18 protein-coding genes are annotated in these 18,235 nt (G+C 73.2%); 14 read left to right on the forward strand and 4 right to left on the reverse strand.

Features of this window, described 5'->3' with window-relative positions; translation table 11 throughout:
- The first annotated feature begins 378 nt into the window (after positions 1 to 378).
- From G514_RS0122920 to G514_RS0122955, 8 genes are read left to right on the forward strand one after another with little or no spacing between them, the layout of a single operon-like run.
- Positions 379 to 1,047: a fasciclin domain-containing protein gene (locus G514_RS0122920; protein WP_028653648.1), complete on the forward strand. Its 669-nt coding sequence runs from the start codon at positions 379 to 381 to the stop codon at positions 1,045 to 1,047.
- Positions 1,048 to 1,086: 39 nt separating this feature from the next.
- Complete coding sequence (gene sigK, locus G514_RS0122925; RefSeq protein WP_028653649.1) at positions 1,087 to 1,689, forward strand: ECF RNA polymerase sigma factor SigK; 603 nt, start codon at positions 1,087 to 1,089, stop codon at positions 1,687 to 1,689.
- Positions 1,686 to 2,447, forward strand: coding sequence for an anti-sigma factor (locus G514_RS0122930; protein ID WP_028653650.1), 762 nt, complete (start codon positions 1,686 to 1,688; stop codon positions 2,445 to 2,447). The genes sigK and G514_RS0122930 overlap by 4 nt, the downstream gene beginning before the upstream one ends.
- Positions 2,448 to 2,454: 7 nt before the next feature.
- On the forward strand, positions 2,455 to 4,479 hold the full coding sequence (locus G514_RS0122935; RefSeq protein ID WP_028653651.1) for an FAD-dependent oxidoreductase: 2,025 nt from the start codon (positions 2,455 to 2,457) through the stop codon (positions 4,477 to 4,479).
- Positions 4,476 to 5,732: a class I SAM-dependent methyltransferase gene (locus G514_RS0122940; protein ID WP_028653652.1), complete on the forward strand. Its 1,257-nt coding sequence runs from the start codon at positions 4,476 to 4,478 to the stop codon at positions 5,730 to 5,732. The genes G514_RS0122935 and G514_RS0122940 overlap by 4 nt, the downstream gene beginning before the upstream one ends.
- A complete protein-coding gene (locus tag G514_RS0122945; RefSeq protein WP_028653653.1) occupies positions 5,725 to 6,975 on the forward strand; it encodes an SAM-dependent methyltransferase in 1,251 nt (416 codons plus the stop codon). Before G514_RS0122940 ends, G514_RS0122945 begins: the two co-directional genes overlap by 8 nt.
- A gap of 10 nt (positions 6,976 to 6,985) precedes the next feature.
- Positions 6,986 to 7,639 carry a sensor domain-containing protein gene (locus G514_RS0122950; RefSeq protein WP_028653654.1) on the forward strand — a complete coding sequence of 218 codons (654 nt, stop codon included), beginning with the start codon at positions 6,986 to 6,988 and terminating at the stop codon, positions 7,637 to 7,639.
- 3 nt (positions 7,640 to 7,642) lie between these two features.
- Positions 7,643 to 8,455: a DUF1295 domain-containing protein gene (locus tag G514_RS0122955; RefSeq protein ID WP_028653655.1), complete on the forward strand. Its 813-nt coding sequence runs from the start codon at positions 7,643 to 7,645 to the stop codon at positions 8,453 to 8,455.
- On the opposite strand, the gene G514_RS0122960 is transcribed toward G514_RS0122955, so the two are convergent.
- Positions 8,452 to 9,159, reverse strand: a complete 708-nt coding sequence (locus G514_RS0122960; RefSeq protein ID WP_028653656.1) for a hypothetical protein — start codon at positions 9,157 to 9,159, stop codon at positions 8,452 to 8,454. The two genes, G514_RS0122955 and G514_RS0122960, sit on opposite strands and share 4 nt — an antisense overlap.
- A 140-nt stretch (positions 9,160 to 9,299) precedes the next feature.
- On the opposite strand from G514_RS0122960, the gene G514_RS0122965 reads away from it, so the two are divergent.
- Together G514_RS0122965 and G514_RS0122970 are read left to right on the forward strand one after the other, a co-directional pair.
- Positions 9,300 to 11,258 carry a sensor histidine kinase gene (locus G514_RS0122965; protein WP_028653657.1) on the forward strand — a complete coding sequence of 653 codons (1,959 nt, stop codon included), beginning with the start codon at positions 9,300 to 9,302 and terminating at the stop codon, positions 11,256 to 11,258.
- Positions 11,246 to 11,896 (forward strand): response regulator, encoded by a 651-nt coding sequence (locus G514_RS0122970; RefSeq protein ID WP_028653658.1) that lies wholly within the window; start codon positions 11,246 to 11,248, stop codon positions 11,894 to 11,896. The genes G514_RS0122965 and G514_RS0122970 overlap by 13 nt, the downstream gene beginning before the upstream one ends.
- On the opposite strand, the gene G514_RS0122975 is transcribed toward G514_RS0122970, so the two are convergent.
- The gene (locus G514_RS0122975; RefSeq protein WP_028653659.1) at positions 11,897 to 12,283 is read right to left on the reverse strand and encodes a PLD nuclease N-terminal domain-containing protein; all 387 of its coding nucleotides are present in this window, start codon (positions 12,281 to 12,283) and stop codon (positions 11,897 to 11,899) included. It abuts the gene before it with no gap.
- Positions 12,284 to 12,351: 68 nt separating this feature from the next.
- Between G514_RS0122975 and G514_RS0122980 the strand changes: the two genes are divergently transcribed.
- The 3 genes from G514_RS0122980 (at position 12,352) to G514_RS0122990 (ending at position 15,122) form a co-directional block, all read left to right on the forward strand.
- On the forward strand, positions 12,352 to 12,912 hold the full coding sequence (locus G514_RS0122980) for a protein-L-isoaspartate O-methyltransferase family protein (RefSeq protein ID WP_028653660.1): 561 nt from the start codon (positions 12,352 to 12,354) through the stop codon (positions 12,910 to 12,912).
- Positions 12,913 to 12,942: 30 nt separating this feature from the next.
- On the forward strand, positions 12,943 to 13,728 hold the full coding sequence (locus G514_RS28540) for a tyrosine-protein phosphatase (RefSeq protein WP_051248146.1): 786 nt from the start codon (positions 12,943 to 12,945) through the stop codon (positions 13,726 to 13,728).
- Between the two features lie 101 nt (positions 13,729 to 13,829).
- Entirely contained in the window at positions 13,830 to 15,122 is a 1,293-nt protein-coding gene (locus tag G514_RS0122990; RefSeq protein WP_028653661.1) for an FAD-binding oxidoreductase, read from the forward strand.
- Between the two features lie 14 nt (positions 15,123 to 15,136).
- Here G514_RS0122990 and G514_RS0122995 read toward each other — a convergent pair whose 3' ends face one another.
- Positions 15,137 to 16,021 carry a nuclease-related domain-containing protein gene (locus G514_RS0122995; RefSeq protein WP_028653662.1) on the reverse strand — a complete coding sequence of 295 codons (885 nt, stop codon included), beginning with the start codon at positions 16,019 to 16,021 and terminating at the stop codon, positions 15,137 to 15,139.
- 84 nt (positions 16,022 to 16,105) lie between these two features.
- Positions 16,106 to 17,134: a YihY/virulence factor BrkB family protein gene (locus tag G514_RS0123000; RefSeq protein ID WP_028653663.1), complete on the reverse strand. Its 1,029-nt coding sequence runs from the start codon at positions 17,132 to 17,134 to the stop codon at positions 16,106 to 16,108.
- Positions 17,135 to 17,189: 55 nt separating this feature from the next.
- Here G514_RS0123000 and G514_RS0123005 point away from each other — a divergent pair, with 55 nt between their 5' ends.
- The gene (locus G514_RS0123005) at positions 17,190 to 17,777 is read left to right on the forward strand and encodes a hypothetical protein (RefSeq protein ID WP_028653664.1); all 588 of its coding nucleotides are present in this window, start codon (positions 17,190 to 17,192) and stop codon (positions 17,775 to 17,777) included.
- The last annotated feature ends 458 nt before the right edge of the window (positions 17,778 to 18,235 follow it).

The raw sequence follows: 18,235 nt of genomic DNA on the forward strand, positions 1-18,235 counted from the left end.
GAGTACGAAGAAGCGTTCTACGCTCAGACCCGGACCGACCAGACCCTGGCCGGAATCCAATAGCCCGAGCCTCTACAAAACCCAGGGCGATTCACCCCCTCGGAGCGTCAAGGGGCTTGGCCGCGGCGCGGCCGACGCAACGCAATGAGAGCCGGAGCCGCGCGCCGCGACGCCTGTCCTGAGGTGCGAGCTTGCGAGCCTCGAAGGGCGCCGCCCCAGCCCGAAGGGGGCGCCAGCCCCCGGGGGCCCCACGACCGGCGCCACGAGCGAAGACCCAGACCCAACCCCAAGAAACACACCAGGCGCCCGACCAATCCGCCGGCGCGACAGCGCCGAAGACCCCGTGACACCACCCCGAACCGGAAGGCACCACCCACCATGAACCGCAGCTCCCTCCGCCGTACCGGTGCCGCAGGCGCCGCCCTCCTCGCCCTGACGCTGGGCCTCGCCGCGTGCGGCGACGACGCCGACAGCAGCGGCAGCGCCGCCGACGACACCACCACCTCGTCGGCGCCCGCGCCGGCGGACGACCCCACCACCGAGGCGGCGATGGACGACGCCGGCGCCGACGTGTTCGGCCCCGCGTGCGACGCCATCCCGCAGGACGGCAAGGGCTCCTTCAACGGCATGGTGACCGACCCGGTCGCGACCGCCGCCAGCAACAACCCCCTCCTGACCACGCTCGTCTCCGCCGTCACCGCGGTGCCGGGTCTGGCCGACACGCTCAACGCCGCCCCGGCGCTGACGGTGTTCGCGCCGACCGACGACGCCTTCGCGAAGATCCCGGAGAAGGACCTGCAGGCGGTCCTCGCCGACCAGGCCACGCTCACCGCGGTCCTGTCGCACCACGTCGTCGGCGAGCAGCTCGACCCGACCGCGGTGGTCGGCGAGCACGACACCCTGAACGGCGACACGGTGACCGTCGACGGCGACACCGAGGCCGGGCTGACCGTCGATGGGGGTACCGCCAACGTCATCTGCGGAAACATCCCGACGAAGAACGCCACCGTCTACGTCATCGACTCCGTCCTGATGCCCACCAAGTGACCTCTCGTCACCCACTGATCGACGCAGGAGACTGACCAGATGGAGCAGGTCCGGCCCCTGGCCGCCGGCGTCCCCTCCCCGGAGGGGGCGCCGGTGGCGCCCGATCTCGCGGACCTCCTGAGGGCCTGCGGTCGGGGCGACCAGAGCGCCTTCGCCCAGCTGTACGACGCCACCGCCAGCCGCGCCGTCGGCCTCGCCGTCCGGGTGGTCCGCGATCCGGCCCAGGCCGAGGAGGTCGCCCAGGAGGCGTTCCTCGAGATCTGGAAGACGTCGGGTCGCTTCGACCCGGCCAAGGGCAGCCCGCTCGGGTGGCTGCTCACGATCGTGCACCGCAAGGCCGTCGACCGGGTCCGCTCGGCCGAGGCCTCGACGCGGCGCGACACGACCTACCACCAGCGCAACCAGCCGGTGGAGCACGACTCCACCGCCGAGGCGGCCACGGCCTCGTTGGAGGCGCGCCGGGTCCGCCAGGCGCTCACCGGCCTCACGCCGGTGCAGCGCGAGGCCCTCGAGCTCGCCTACTTCGGCGGCTACACCCACACGGAGGTGGCGACGATGCTCGAGCTGCCGGTCGGCACCGCCAAGACCCGGATCCGGGACGGGCTCATCAGACTTCGAGACACCATGGGGGTGAGCTCATGAGCGACATCCATGCCCTTTCGGGCGCCTACGCGGTCGACGCCCTCGACGACGCCGAGCGCGCCCAGTTCGAGGACCACCTCGCCGAGTGCGACACCTGCCGCGCCGAGGTCGAGTCGCTCCAGGAGACGGCGGCGCTGCTCGCCGAGACCACGATCGCGACCCCGTCCGCGGACCTGCGCGACCGGGTGCTCTCCGGCATCGCCAGCGTCCGCCCGCTGCCGCCCGTGGTCCCGCCCGTCGAGCCGCCCGTCGAGCGGCCTGCCGCGCCGGCCGCCGCGACCGAGGACGACGCCACCGTCGTCCCGCTCGCACCCCGCCGGCGTCGACGCGTCGTCACGTTCCTCGCGGCCGCCGCTGCGGTCGTCGCGATCGGGACGGGCGCGGTGGTCTCCCAGCTCGACGACGAGCCGCCGAGCGCCATCGACCGGGTCATCCAGGCCGACGACGCACAGCGCTTCACCCAGACCTTCCCGGGCGGGGCCACCGCCACGGTGGTCAGGTCGGAGGACCTCAACGAGGCCGTCGTCATCACCCACGACATGCCGGCCGCGCCCAGCGGGCACACCTACGCGCTGTGGCTCCAGCACGACGACGTGATGGTGCCCGCCGGGGTCATGCCCGAGGGGCCGGACAACGAGGTGCTGCTGAGCGGCGACGCCGCCACGGCGGACGGCGCGGGGATCACCGTCGAGGTCGCCGGGCAGGAGCCCACCGTCCCCAGCGACGACGTCGTCGCCGTCATCTCCTTCGACGCCTAGGACGACGATGGACACGACGCCCGACCACATCGCGGTCGTCGGCTCCGGCGTCGCCGGGCTGACCGCGGCCTACGTCGCCTCACGCACCGCGCACGTCACGCTGTTCGAGGCCGACGACCGCCTCGGCGGCCACGCCGACACCCACCTGGTGCGTGAGCAGCGAGACGGGCAGGACCGCGAGCTCGCCATCGACACCGGCTTCATCGTGCACAACCCGCGGACCTACCCGGTGCTGCTCCGGCTCTTCGCCGAGCTGGGCGTCCGCACCCAGCCCTCCGAGATGTCGATGTCGATCAACGACGCCGGCAGCGGGCTGCAGTGGGCGGGCGCCCTCGGGCTGCGCGGCGTGTTCCCGGCGACGTCCAACCTGCGCAACCCGCGCTACCTGCGGATGCTCACCGAGGTCCCGCGCTTCCACCGCCGCGCGAGGAGGGTCCTCGACGGCTCCGGCCCCGACCAGACGCTCGGAGCGTTCCTCGACACGGGCCGGTTCTCGGCGTACTTCCGCCGCCAATTCATGGAGCCGCTGGTCTCCGCGGTCTGGTCGTGCGACCCGGGGTCGGCGCTCGACTACCCGGCCCGCTACCTGTTCACCTTCCTCCAGCACCACGGCATGCTCGGGGTCTTCGGCAGCCCGCAGTGGCGGACCGTGACCGGCGGCTCGCACCAGTACGTCGCCGCGGTGGCCGCGCGGGTGCAGGAGGTCCGCGTCGGCACGAAGGTGACCTCGGTGCTCGAGACCGCCGACGGCGTGGAGATCACCGACGGCAACGGCCAGGTGCACGTCTTCGACGCCGTCGTCATCGCCACCCACCCCGGGCAGGCACTCGCCGTGCTGGCCGAGCCGACCGCCGCGCAGCGCGAGGTGCTCACCGCCATGCCCTACTCGCGCAACGTCGCGCTGCTGCACACCGACACGTCCGTCATGCCCTCGGTCCGGGCGGCCTGGGCGTCGTGGAACTATGGCCGGCTCGCCGAGGCAGGCGACCCCCGCCCGCGCACGCACGTCACCTACGACCTCACCCGGCTCCAGCGGCTCGCCACCGACACCCGCTACCTCGTCACGCTCGTCGGCCAGGGTGCGGACGAGGACCTCGTCGACCCCGCCACCGTGATCGCGCGGATGGAGTACGAGCACCCGCTCTACAGCCCGGCCTCGGTCGAGGCCCAGGCGCGGCTGGCGACCATCGACACCGAGCGGGTGGGCTTCGCGGGCGCCTACCACGGCTGGGGCTTCCACGAGGACGGCGCCCGCTCGGGGCTGCGCGCCGTGGAGCGGCTCGGGCTGACGTGGCCCGAGGTGCTCCCGCCCTCTCCCGCCGACGACGTGCCGACCGGCACCTACGAGACCACGATCCGCCACACCCGGCGCTCGCCGTTCACCCGGACGTTCACGCACCGCTCACACACCTGGGTCGTCGACCTCGACGACCTGCCAGACCACGGCGTGCTCGGCAGGTTCGAGGCCCGGGACCACCTCGGCCACCCGAGCAGCACCATCCGCGCCAACGTCGAGTCGTTCCTCGCCGGTCACGGCATCGACCTGACGGGCGGGCGGGTCGTGATGGCCGCCCACCCGCGGGCGTTCGGCCACTGCTTCAACCCGATCTCGGTGCACTGGTGCTGGGACGCCGCCGGCCGGCACGCCGCGACCGTCGTCGAGGTGCACAACACCTACGGCGACCGGCACGCCTACCTCGTCCGCCCCGACGAGCGCGGCCGGGCGTCGACGCCGAAGGCGATGTACGTCTCGCCGTTCCACGGCACCGACGGCACCGACGGCACCTACGACCTGGCGGTGCCCGTGCCGCACGACGACCGCCTCGACCTCGTCGTCAACCTCACCACCGACGACGGCGCGCGGTTCCACGCGTCGCTGTCGGGTCGGCGTACGCCGCTCAGCCCGCGCCGGGTCGCGCCGGCCGCCCTCCGCGGCGCGCTGCTGATCCGGCTGCACGGCGTCGCGCTGTGGCTGCGCCGTCTGCCGGTCCGCCCACGCCCCACCCACGCGCAACCCGGAGTGCAACCGTGACCGACACCGTTCGAGCCCCCAGGGCCCACCGCAAGGTCGACCTGCGCGCCCGCGCCTGGCCGGGGCTCGAGCACCCGCCGACCGGGCCGCGTGCGCGGCTCGCCGCGCGGATCGCCCGCCGTCTCTTCCTCGCCGCCGTCTCCAGGCTCGACGTCACGGTGCACGTCGGCGGCCAGACGCACGGCCGCGGCGGCCCGGTGATGGTGGTGACCGACCCCGACGAGTTCTTCCTGCGACTCGGGCGCGACCAGCTCATCGGCTTCGGGGAGGCCTACCTCACCGGTGCCTGGGACGCCGAGGACCTCAGCGGGTTCCTGACCGTGCTCGCCGCGGAGCTGCCGACGTTGATCCCCGACCGGCTCCAGCGGCTGCGCGGGCTCGTGGTGCGGAAGCCCCCGGCCGAGGAGGTCAGCAGCAGCGCGAACTCCCGGGACAACATCGCGCACCACTACGACCTCTCCAACGAGCTGTTCGAGCTGTTCCTCGACCCGACGCTCAGCTACTCCTCCGCGCTGTTCGAGGGGGACGAGCCCCTCGAGGTGGCCCAGCGCCGCAAGATCGACCGGCTGCTCGACCGGGCCGGCGTCGGCGCCGGGAGCAGGGTGCTCGAGATCGGCACGGGCTGGGGCGAGCTGGCCGTCCGCGCGGCGGCTCGCGGCGCGCTGGTCCGCACGATCACGCTCTCGGTGGAGCAGAAGCGGCTCGCCGAGCAGCGCATCGCGGCAGCCGGGATGGGCGACCGCGTCGTTGTCGAGCTGCGCGACTACCGCTCCGTCGTCGGGCAGTACGACGCCGTCGTCTCCGTCGAGATGATCGAGGCCGTCGGCTGGCAGTACTGGCAGACCTACCTCGAGACCATCGACCGGGTGCTGGCGCCGGGTGGCAAGGTCGCGATCCAGGCGATCACGATGCCCCACGACCGGATGCTCGCGACCCGCCACACCTACACCTGGATCAACAAGTACATCTTCCCCGGCGGGTTCCTGCCGTCCGTCCAGGTGATCGACGAGATCACCCGGGAGCACACCACGCTGCGGATGACCGCGGCGCACCCGATGGGGTCGTCGTACGCCCGCACGCTGCGGCTGTGGGACGAGGCGTTCCTCGCGGCGTCCGACCGCGTGCGCGCGCTGGGGTTCGACGACACCTTCGTCCGGATGTGGCACTTCTACCTGGAGTACTCCCGCGCCGGCTTCGCGTCGGCCTACCTCGACGTCCACCAGCTCGCCTTCGAGCGGGGCGACGATGACTGAGCACACCTCCGGGATCGCCGGCCAGCTGGCCGACGCTCTCCGGCCGTTCCTCCGGGGCGACCTGCCCGTGCGGCTGAAGGCGTGGGACGGCTCGGTGGCCGGCCCCGTCGACGCGCCGCTGGTGGTGCTCACCTCACCGGACGCCGTGCGCCGCCTGCTCCGCCACCCCGGCGAGCTCGGCGCGGCCCAGGCCTACGTCACCGGCGAGCTCGACGTCCCCGGAGACCTCGACCACGCGCTGACCCGCGCGTTCGCGGTGGCCAGGGAGCGTGGGCGGCCGGGTCCCGCGGCTCTCGCCCGGGCGGTGCGGACCGCCGTGCGGATCGGAGCGCTCGGCCGGCCTCCGGGGCCACCAGCGTCGCAGGCCCGGATCCGTGGCCGGTTGCACAGCAAGCTGCGAGACCGGAGCGCGATCTCGTTCCACTACGACCTGGGCAACGAGTTCTACGAGCTGGTCCTCGACCCCCAGCTCGCCTACTCGTGCGGCTACCACTCCTCGCCTGGCCAGCCGCTCGAGGACGCGCAGCGCGCGAAGCTGTCGCTGATCTGCCGCAAGCTCGGTCTCGAGCCCGGGATGACGCTGCTCGACGTCGGGTGCGGGTGGGGCTCACTGGCGCTGCACGCGGCGGAGCACTTCGGCGCGCGGGTCACCGGCATCACGATCGCCGCCGAGCAGAAGAGGCTCATCGAGCGTCGCATCCGCGAGCGCGGCCTCGAGGACCGCGTGACGATCGAGCTGCGCGACTACCGCGACGCCGTGGGTGAGCACGACGCCGTCGCCTCCATCGAGATGGGCGAGCACGTCGGCCAGGACAACTACCCGGCGTACGCCGCCGTGCTCCAGCGCTCGGTGCGCCCCGGCGGCCGGGTGCTGGTGCAGCAGATGAGCCGCACCGGCCGGTGGCCGGGCGGCGGCCCGTTCATCGAGAGCTTCATCGCGCCGGACATGTACATGCGGCCCGTAGGTGAGACCGTGGCGTTCCTGGAGCGCGCCGGCCTCGAGGTGCGCGACGTCCACGCGCTGCGTGAGCACTACGTGCTCACCGTCGCAGGCTGGCTCGACAACCTCCGCCGCAACCGCGAGCGCCTCGTCGAGCTGATGGGCGAGGAGGTCGTGCGGGTGTGGGAGCTCTACCTCGTCGGCGGCTCCATGGCCTTCCGCGACGGGCGGATGGGGGTCGACCAGATCCTGATGGTCCGGCCCGGCGCCGCGCACACGCTGGCACCCGTCCGGGACTGGTAGGACTGGTGCGATGAAGCTGCGTCCAGGGCTCGCCGTGGTCTGTGCCGTCGTCGTCTCGGCCGTCGTGCCGCTGGCCCTACCGGCGCCGGCGCACGCCGACCCGGTCACCAAGCAGGACCTGCTCACCCTCGCCGAGGCCGAGACGGTCTTCCCCGAGCTGGCCGGGCGGCACGACGACGGCAACCAGGACCGGTTCAACTTCGGGATGGACGTGCCGGCGTACTGGACGTCGCCGCTGCGGTGCGACCACCAGCGCTCCTACGGCGGCACCAGCCACGCCACCGCGAGCTCCTACTCGCTGAGCGGACCGGACTTCGGGTTCCTCGAGAGCATCGTGCAGTTCCGCACCAAGCACGAGGCCCGCAGCGTGCTGCAGCACTACCGCGACTACGCCCGGGTCTGCCGCGGGCGGCACGCGACCGACGACGGTGACGGCAACGCCGCGACGCTGCAGGTGCGCGCGTGGCGTCCCGGCCGGGTCGGCGACGAGGCCGTGGGCCTCCTCGACGGCTTCACCGTGTACGGCCGCACCCAGTGGCGCCGCAGCGTGGTCGCGCGCGTGGGCCGCACCGTCGTGCTCACCACCGTCGAGCCCGGCCGCGGAGCCGGCGACCCCGACCAGGCCGTCGCGGGCGCGCGCCTCGCGGTCGCCAAGCTCGGGTAGCCGATGGCCGTCCTCCTCAGCCTCCTCGTGGGGCTGCTCGCCGTCACCGTCGGCATGGGTGCCGCAGCGGTCCGTGCCCGGCAGCTCGACAAGGCGGCGGTCGTCGACGTCGCGTGGGGCGCGGGCTTCGTGCTGCTCGCGCTCGCGGTGGCGGTGCTCGGCACCGCCGTCGACGAGGGCACCGGCTGGCGGCGCTGGCTCGTCGCCGGGATGGTCGCGGTCTGGGGGCTGCGGCTGGCCTGGCACATCCGCGGCCGCGCGATCGGCGAGCACGGCGGCAAGGAGGACCCCCGCTACGCCGAGATGCTCGGTGGCCCGCCCTCGCAGATCGGCATGTGGGTGCTCGTGCGCCGGGTCTTCCTGGTGCAGGGGATCGTGCAGTGGCTCGTCGCCGGGCCGGTGATGGTCGGCGCGGTGCTCGCGGTCGAGTGGTGGCCGGTCGTCGTCGCCGGCGTCGTCGTGTGGGCGGTCGGGATGTTCTTCGAGGCGGTCGGCGACCGCCAGCTCGCGGCCTACAAGGCCGAGCCGAAGGAGTCGCGCCCGCAGGTGATGGACCGCGGGCTCTGGCGCTACACCCGGCACCCCAACTACTTCGGCGACGCCTGCATCTGGTGGGGGCTCTGGCTGGCGGCGGGGCTCGGCTCCGGCTGGGTCGCCGGCCTCACCACGGTGGTCTGCCCGGCGGCGATGACGTTCTTCGTCTACCAGGTCACCGGTGTCAAGCTGCTCGAGCGGACGATGATGCAGCGTCCCGGCTACCCGGCGTACGCCGCCCGGACGTCGAGCTTCGTCCCGCTGCCGCCGAAGCGTTCCTAGGCGTCGGCCCGCGCCCCCCGCCACACCAGGGTCGCGAGGCCGACCAGGAGCGCCATCATCGCGATCTGCACGTAGTTGAGCAGGTCGCTCCCTGCGGGTAGCGCGAACTGCGCCAGGGTCGCCAGCACGAAGACGACCACCCAGGCGACCGGGACCGCACGGGCGCGGACCATCGCCGCGGACAGCACGAGCGTGCCGAGGGTGAAGACCACGAAGCCCGCCATGTCGGCGCCGATCACGTGGCCGACGTGGTCGTTGGCGTAGTCGACCAGGGCGCGGCCGGCGTCGTCGGGAAGTCCCGGCGCGGTCGCGAACCACGAGAACGTCGCGAAGGCACCCGCGCCGATCGCGAAGAGGACACCGCCGGCGCTCGTGAGCACCGCACCGACCAGCGCGGCGACGCGGCCACGACCCCTCGCGAGGTGCAGCACCCCCAGGCCGAGGGTGAGCCCGATGACGGCGTAAGCGAAGCCGTCGACCAGCATGCCGACCCACGCCGCGTCGCGGACCTCGAGGAGCCTGTCGTAGTCGAGGAACTCGTCGGAGCTGCTGTCGAGCCGATCGCCCCAGGGCGGTGCGGCAAGCAGCACGCCGACGGTCGCCGCGGACGCAGCGAGGGCCGCTGCGGCGACGCGGATCCGGGCCGGCCCGCTGGAGGCGAGGCTCGCGGCGGAGTCGGTGCGGACGGGCGACGTGCTGGTCATGGGAGCCTCCATCGGGGCGGTCGGTGACGATGGCTCGACGCTAGGAACCGCAGCGGGTTGGGCGGATCCGAGCGCTCTCGGGGATCGGGTCCCGTGCTGGCACGGAGCCCGCAGGGCGGCCGCCTCCCTACAGTGCTGCCATGCCCTGGCCCCGCCGCGCCACCGTCGGCTGCGCGGTGCTGTGCGGCGCGGCCCTGGTGGTCGCGGCGGCGTTCCTGGCGGCCGCACCGAGCCGGGAGTCCTGGCTGATCCTCGGCGTCGGCCTGGTCGTCGTGCCCGGCACCACCGGCCTGTCGCTGCTGGTCAGCCGACGGCGCGAGGGCGCGGTGGTCGGCCTGCTGCTCGGGTTGCTCTCGCTCTCGGTCGCGGCCGTGGTCGCGAAGGAGGTCTGGCTGCGGTGGCTGGCGAGCACCGAGGACCCCAACCGGTGGGCCTGGCTGGTCGCCGCCACGGCCGAGAACGCGTGGTGGGTGCTCGCGACCTTCGCCCTGCTCCTGCTGCACTTCCCCGACGGCCGGCTGCCGTCGGCGCGCTGGCGCTGGGTGCCGGCCACGATGGTGGTGGCGGCCGCGGTCACCCAGGCCGACGGTGCCGTCGCGGACGAGCCGTTCCGGGCGCCGCTGACGGACCTCGACCGGCCCTTCGGCACGGCGCCGGGCTGGTGGGAGGTGCTGGCCCTGGTGGCCTTCGCGGTGTTGCTGGCTCTGGTCGCGGCGAGCACCGTGTCGCTGCTGCTGCGGTTCCGTCGTGCCGGGCACACCCAGCGTCAGCAGATCAAGTGGCTGGCCCTCGCAGGGATCGGCTTGCCGCTCTACCCGCTGCTGTGCGGGATCGAGATCATGATCTGGGGTGAGTCGCTGTGGGTGAGCGGGGCGGTCGGCCTCGCGGCGCTCGTCGCGACACCCGTCGCTGCCTCCATCGCGGTGCTCCGCCACGACCTCTACGACGTCGACAAGGCGCTGGCCCTCGCCGTCACCTGGGGACTGATCACTGCCCTCTTGCTGGGGGTCTACGGCACGGCGTCGTCGGTGGCGGGCCTCGTGGTCGGCGGTGCGTCCGAGCGCGACGTCGCCATCGGCACCGCAGCAGCCGCCCTGCTGCTCCTGCCTGCGGTGCGTGTCGTACGACGGGCGGTCGACGCCCGCCTCTACCCGCTCCGCCGCGCCGCGACGGCCGCCGTCGACAGACTGCACGCCGACGTGAGCGCCGGGCGCGCGCGGCCCGAGCAGCTCCAGGAGGTGCTCCGCGAGGCGTTGCGCGACCCCGGGCTCCGCGTCGGCTTCCGGGTGCCGGGCTCGACCGCCTACCGCGACGTGGACGGCGAGCCGGTGCCGGAGGACGGAGTGCTGGTCCGGCACGTCGACGAGGCGACCGGCGTCCTGGTCCCCCTCGGTGGTCCGGCGTCCCCCGAGCTGCTCCGCGAGGTCGCCGGTCGGTGCAGCACCTTGGTGGAGGTGGTGCGGCTGCGCGCCGAGGTGGCGCAGGCGCTGCACGAGGTCCGGTCGAGCCGGACCCGGCTCGTCGAGATCGGCTACGAGGAGCGGCGCCGGATCGAGCGCGACCTCCACGACGGCGCGCAGCAGCGGCTGGTGTCGCTCGGCATGCAGCTGCGTCTGGCGCAGCGGCACCTCGACGACGGGACCGTCGACGTCGACCGGCTGCTCGACGGGAGCGTGGCCGAGCTCGGCACCGCCGTGGCGGAGCTGCGCCAGATCGCTCACGGGCTACGGCCCAGCAGCCTCGACGACGGCCTCCCCGCCGCACTCTCCAATCTGGTCCGCAGCCTCCCGCTAACCGTCGACATGGACGTCGACGACGGGCCCCTCCCAGACGCCGTCGCGACGACGGCCTACTACGTGGCCAGCGAGGCCATCACCAACGCGGTCAAGCACGCGGAGGCGACGCGGATCGAGCTGCGCGTCATCCGTCGGAATGGCCAGCTGCTGGTGCGGGTGACCGACGACGGGTGCGGCGGCGCCCGGCTCGGGCTGCGCTCCGGGCTCGCCGACCGGGTCGCCGCCCTGGGCGGATCCCTGCACGTCGCGAGTCCGGTGGGCCGCGGCACCGAGGTGGAGGCGGCGCTCCCGTGCGCATCGTGATCGGCGAGGACTCGGCGCTGTTCCGCGAGGGTCTGGCCCGGCTCCTCGAGGACGCCGGCCACGAGGTGGTGGGCCGCGCGGCGGACGCGCTGGCGCTGGTCGAGACGGTCGAGCGTGAACGGCCGGACCTGGCGATCATCGACGTACGCATGCCGCCCGACGGCACCGACGACGGCGCTCGCGCCGCCCGCGAGCTGCGTGACCGGGACCCGGAGCTCGCGATCGTGATGCTGTCGCAGCACGTCGAGACGCGGCACTCGGTCGAGCTCGTCGCGCGGGGACGCTTCGGCTACCTGCTCAAGGACCGGGTCTTCGAGGTCGACGACTTCATGGACTCGCTGCGACGGGTCGCCGCCGGCGGCTCGGCGCTGGACCCCGAGGTGGTGGCCACGCTCCTGGGACCGAGCCGCGAGCGCGACCCCCTCACCCTCCTCACCCCGCGAGAGCGCGACGTGATCGCCCTCATGGCCGAGGGCCGCAACAACGCCGGCATCGCACGCCGGCTCTTCCTCACCGACCGCACGGTCGAGACCCACATCGCAAGCATCATGAACAAGCTCGGGCTCCAGGAGACAGGCGAGGAGCACCGCCGCGTGCTGGCCGTGCTGACCTGGCTCGGCGTACGCCGTCGAGGGTGACTACGTCGTGGCGTCGTCGCCACCGGACTGCTGCTCGCGCTTGCGCTGCTGCTCGTACCTCCTGCGCTGCTCCTCGGCCCGGGCTCGGACCTGCTCGAGGAACTCCTCGTCCTTCCCCGGGTCGACGGCGGCGGCCCGCCCGGGGCGGTCGTACTCGGGGTAGTGGGGCGTGGCCCGCTCGCCCGCCGCGCGCGGCGCCGGGCCCTCGGGCCGGCCGAGCACGAACCACGCCGCGCTGCCGAGCACCGGGAAGAGCAGCACGATCACGACCCAGCCGACCTTCGGCACGTTGCGGACCTGGTGCGCCGGTGCCTGGGCGAGGTCCGCGAGGGTGAAGACCCACACCGCGAAGACGACGACCGTGAAGAGCAGCTCGAGCTTGATCACCGGCGCAGTGTGGCCGACGCGCTCCGGGTCTGTCTGTGGTCCATCCGGGTGGTGCCAGACTCGGGCGGGTGGAGGACCGGGTCTCCGACGCCTTCGACGCGACACCGCGCGCGGGGTTCCTGCCGCGGCTCGCGCGCGGGCGGGCGTCGTACGACGGACCGATCCAGATCGGCCGGGGACAGACCAACTCCCAGCCCCGCACGGTCGACGCGATGCTGCGCCTCCTCGAGGTGCGCGAGGGCGACCGCGTGCTCGACGTCGGCGCGGGGTCGGGCTGGTCCACCGCACTGCTGGCGCACCTGGCCGGGCCGACCGGTGAGGTGGTCGGCGTCGAGCTCGAGCCGACGCTCGTCGAGTTCGGTCGCGCGAACCTGGCCCGTGTCGGCCGTCCGTGGGCGCGCATCGAGGCGGCCGACCCGACCCGGCTCGGGTGGCCGGACGAGGCGCCGTACGACCGGGTGCTCGTCTCCGCCGAGCCCCGCGAGCTGCCCGGCGAGCTGGTCGAGCAGGTCGCCGAGGGCGGCCGGATGGTGATCCCCGTCAGCGGGACGATGCTGCTGCTGCGCCGGACACCGGCCGGGACCGAGGTGACCGAGCACGGCGGCTACCGGTTCGTGCCGCTGCGCTGACCGCTCCCGCGCGTCACTAGGCTCTCGCGGGTGCCAGAGCGAGAGGTCGAGCCCGAGCTGGGCGAGGAGCTGGTCCGGCTCGCGTCGGCCGACAACTTCCGTGACGTGACCGGCCCCGACGAGGCGTACGTCGCCGCCGACGGCACGCCCCTGCGTCGCGGCGTCGTCTACCGCTCCAACGAGCTCCAGCTCAGCGATGCAGACGCGGCCACGATCGCCCGGCTCGGCGTCACCGCGGTCTACGACCTGCGCTCCGCGCACGAGGTCGAGGCGCACCCCGACGTCGAGGTGCCGGGCGCGACGTGGCACCACGTGGAGGTCGGCGGGATCCCGATGGTGCAGCTCGAGGACCTGACCTCGCGCGAGGCGGCCGGCGCCGTGATGCGCCAGGTCTACCGAAGCTTCGTCGAGGCGCCCGAGGCCCGCGCGGCGTTCGCGCAGGTGCTCCAGCACATCGCGGACGCCGACCACGCGACGCTGTTCCACTGCGCCGCCGGCAAGGACCGCACCGGCTGGGTCGCCGCCCTGCTGCTCCACGTCGCCGGCGTCGGCGACGACACGATCCTCGACGACTACCTGCTGACCAACACGTTCTCCACGGCGACCCGGGAGAAGTACCTCGGCATGGTCCGCGAGCACCTCGGCGACGACAAGGTCGACGTCTACGACGTCGCGATGGTCGTCCGCGAGGACTACCTCCACGAGGCGTACTTCGCGGCCGACGCGGCGTACGGCTCGAGGGAGGCCTACCTGCGCGACGGGCTCGGCCTCGACGACCGCACGCTGGGGAGGCTGCGCGACAGGCTGCGGGCATGACCCACGACTGACCGCCGTGCGCGTGGCGCGAGGTCGGCGGCGCTGAGTTCCGGGTCGATCGCCGGTCAACCCGACAGCAGTCCGATCGACGAGGGGGAGACATGACCGAGACCGAGTTCCTGGTGGCCGGGGACGACGGGTACGACGTGTCGCGCCGGGTGTGGAACGCGATGGTCGACCGCCGCCCCGCGCTGGTCGCCCGCTGCCGCGACGCCGGAGACGTCGTCGCCGCCCTCGCCCGCGCCCGGAGCGAGGGCCTGGAGATCGGCGTCCGCTGCGGCGGGCACAGCGTGGTCGGCCACGCCGTGCCCGAGGGCGGGCTGATGATCGACCTGACGCCGATGAACGCCGTGCGCGTCGACGTCGAGCGGCGCCGCGCGTGGGTCGGGGGTGGCGCGCTGCTGGGGTTGCTCGACGCGGCCACCCAGCCGCACGGGCTGGCCACCACGGCGGGCAACGTCTCGCACACCGGCGTCGGTGGTCTCACCCTCGGCGGCGGCATGGGCTGGCTCGCGCGCGAGCACGGCCTCGCCTGCGACAACCTCGTCTCCTGCGAGGTCGTGACCGCGGGCGGCGACGTCGTGCGCGCCTCGGAGGACGAGAACGCCGAGCTGTTCTGGGGTCTGCGCGGCGGCGGCGGGAACTTCGGCGTGGTGACCGAGTTCGAGTTCCGGCTCCACGACACCGGCACCCGGGCGCTGAGCGTCGAGCTCGACTTCCCGGTCGGCGACGCGCTCTCGGCGATGACCGCCTGGCGCGACCTCGCCGCGGTCGCGCCGCGCAGTGCGACGTACGCCGCGACCGTGCTGGGCGGCGTCGTCGCGCTCGGGTTCGTGTGGGTGGGCGACCCCGCGGAGGGTCGCGAGCACGCCCGCGAGCTCGACGCCCTCGGGCGACCGGAGTCGCAGCGCGTCGCGGAGCTGTCGTACGTCGACCTCCAGCGCCGCGAGGACACCATCGAGGGCCACGACCTGCGCCGCTACTGGAAGGGCCACTACTTCCACGAGCTCCCCGACGCCGCGATCGAGGCGTTGCTCCTGCACGACCCGGCTGTCGCCGCCAGCATCCAGGCCTACGGCGGCGCCATCGCCGACGTCCCCGACGACGCGACGGCGTTCAGCCAGCGCAAGACCGCGTTCGAGTACGTCGGCGCCGCTCGCTGGACCGACCCCGCCGACGACGAGGCACAGATGGCGACCGCCCGCGCGAGCGCCGCCCGCCTCGAGCCCTTCGCCAGCGGCGCCTACGTCAACGCCCTCGGCGACGAGGGCGCCGCCGGCGTCCGCCGCGCGTACTCACCCGCCAAGCTCGCCCGCCTCACCGCCCTCAAGGACGCCGTCGATCCCGACAACGTGTTCCACCTGAACCAGAACATCCCGCCGAGCGGCCGGTAGCACGGCCGCCACGGTCAGGCCGGCCGGAGGGCCTTGGCCAGGTGACGGTGGATCTCGGCGATGTCTGACGCGGTCAAGCGGCCCTCCGCCCTCAGCCGCGGGTACAGCTTCTTCGGCCACAGGACGTCGACGCCGCGAATCGTGAAGGCACCTCCGATGAGCGGCCAGTCGGCCTCGATGAAGCAGAGAACTCCGTGGACCGGCACGCCTCCCCACGGCCGGCCGGGTCCTTCCGGACGACCGCCGGGGAGGAGGACGTCCTCGACGACACCGACCTGCTTGAGCACGCCGTCGACCAGCGTGGTGCAGTCGCGGGAGCCGACGACGAGCTTCTCGGTCCGCTGCCGGAGGATCCCGCCGCCGACCTTCAGGGCGGGACGCCCTCGGTACTTCTTCGCATCGATCACCCAGACGCCGGTCGGCGTCACCGCGATGTGGTCGATGTTGGCGCGACTCCTCGGGATCTTCCGGTCGTGGAGGACCAGCAGGGAGTCGGTGCACAGCTCGCTGAGGCGCTGGCCCAGGCGCTCCTCGCCGAGCGCGCCGGTGTCCCACGACGTGGTGCTCTGCGGTGTCTTTCTGAGGGCCAGGAGCAGTCCGCCGAGCTTCGGGTGCTTGGCGCGCTCGCGGTCCTCGCGAGCCTGGCGTCGGCGTTCGAACTCCCGGCGTGCTGACGCGCCGGGTGTCCCGGCGTCGACCGCGTGTACCTCGGGCTGCGACTGCGGCCGTTCAGCACTCGGCTCGTGCGCGATCGCGGTCTCGTCGTGGCTCAGGCAGCGCACGGTCTTGGTGGACCGCTCGTAGACCGCCTCTGTGCGGGCCGGGATCTCGGCTCGGCAGATGCGGCACGTCCCGGCGTAGCGCAGCCTCATGCGCTTCTCGTCCAGCGGCTCTTCCACTCGCGGACGCTAACTCCGACTCGTGCGGCACGTCAGCGAGACGGACCATCTCACGTCGGCATTCGCCTGGTCGTGACAACCGGCTCAGCGGTCCATCTTCCCCTTCGGCCCGGGCTCGTCGACGACGTGGAGCTCGCCGGTGTCGGGGTCCTTGAAGCTGACCTCGACGTTCTCGGCGCCCTTGTGCTGCTGGGCGCGGACGTACGACGCGTAGGCGCGCCGGTCGGCCTCGGTGAGCTCGCCGCGGTCGACGAACAGCGACCGGATCGAGCGCGGCCAGAGGCGGCGCGCGAGCACGACGTTGACCTCCATGCCGAGCACGCCGATGAACGCCGCCACGTAGATGATGCCGATCAGCCCGAGGACCAGGCCGAAGGCGAAGTTCATGCCCTCGGTCTCCTTGAGCACGCGGGTCGTGTAGATCGTGCCGACGTACTGCAGGACCGCCCACAGGAACGCGACGGTGAACGCCCCCGGCGCCGCCCGGCCGAGGTGGTGCCGGCGCGCGGCGGCGAGCCGGAACACCGCGGTGAGCAGCAGGCCGATCAGCACGACGGTCAGCAGCCGCACCGTCCAGCGCAGTGTCGCGTCGAGCCGCGGCCCGAACACCTCGGTCTCGCTGCCGAGGGTCGAGACCGTCGTGATGGCCAGGACGGAGATGCCTCCGAGCATCAGCAGGCCGAGGCTCTTGAGCCGCAACCGGATCGGGTTGGGCCGCATGTTGCGCGGCACCGACCACACGACGTTGAGCGCGTTCTGCAGCGCCTGGCCCAGGCCGAGCGAGCCGTACGTCGCGGCGATGATGCCGACAACCGTGCTCGTCGTGGAGCCTTGTAGCCGGTCGGGACGCCCCAGCTCGTTGCCGATGATCGGGAACGTGCCCAGCGCCGAGTCGATGACCCGCTCCTGGAAGTCGGGGTTGCCCTGCAGGACGAACCCGAAGATCGTCACCGCGAGCAGCAGCAGGGGGAAGACGGCGAGCACGGCGTAGAAGCTGATGATCGCCGCCAGGTAGGGACCCTGGTCGTCGATGAACTTGAAGAACGTCGCGATCGGGAACCCGAGGCCCGACCTCCTCCGCTGCGTGCGGTCGAGACTGTCCACGACCCCCACGGGGGCAAGGCTATGCGCAGCGCCCTCGGGCGCCGAACCCGCTAGCCTCACGCGCATGCCGCTCGTACGCGCCGCCGCGGCGGCCCTCGTCGCGACCTGCGTCCTCGTCGCCGCCGCCCCGTCCGCCGTGGCCAAGGCGGAGAACACCCGCGACCCGGGCGGCGACGTGCTGAGCGGCCCCTTCCTCACCGACGACCCGCCGACCCGTCCCGAGCCCGCCCGCCGCCTGGCCGACATCACCCGGACCAAGGTGTCGCTCGGCACCGACCTCGTGGTGACCACGCGCTTCCGCAACCTCGCGGCGGTCGGTCACCAGGAGTTCTCGTGGTTCATCGCCACGTCGGAGGATGAGTACTACTGGACCGCCGGCCTGATCGTGCAGCCCGGCAAGGACAAGGGCGCCTACTCGCTCATCGACCCCATCGCCAACCAGCCCGGCTGCGGCAAGGCCGTCCTCGACCGACCCGGCCGCCGCGTCACGCTCACCATCCCCGCCGACTGCCTCGGCAGCCCGACGTGGGTCCGTATCGCCAGCGGCGTGACGGTCTTCATCGGCTCGACGCGCGTGTACGCCGACGACGCCCGCCGCGACGGCGGCGTGCGCCACGGTTGGAAATACGGCCCGAAGGTGACGGCGGACTGAAGCGTCCGGATGCGGACCTCGGTGGCCGCGGCTCCGACGGTGGCTGAGGTGCGAGGAGCGCTAGCGACGAGCCTCGAAGCCTCCGCCGCGAAGGCACCTGCTGCCCCGCCGCTGGTTGAGGAGGTCGCGCTAGCGACCGTCTCGAAACCCCTGAAGCGAAGGCACCTGCTTGCGTGGGGGCGGCAACCCGAGATCCGAGTGTCTGCGCTCCGCCTGGTCCGTCAAGGCAGTCTGAAGCGCTCCGCGTCCTTGACGGACCAGGCGGAGCGCAAAGGCTTGGCTGGCCATCGGGTCGCCGCCGCAGGTATGGCTGCGGTCCGGCACTGGGGCGGTACGGCGACCGCGCCCACGGTGGCTGAGGTGCGAGGAGCTCTAGCGACGAGCCTCGAAGCCCCCGCAACGAAGGCACCCGCCGCGCCACCGCCGATCGAGCTCGTCGAGATCACCGCCGCGAAGGC

The organism is Nocardioides halotolerans DSM 19273, assembly GCF_000422805.1.
GTDB classification, from domain to species: domain Bacteria; phylum Actinomycetota; class Actinomycetes; order Propionibacteriales; family Nocardioidaceae; genus Nocardioides; species Nocardioides halotolerans.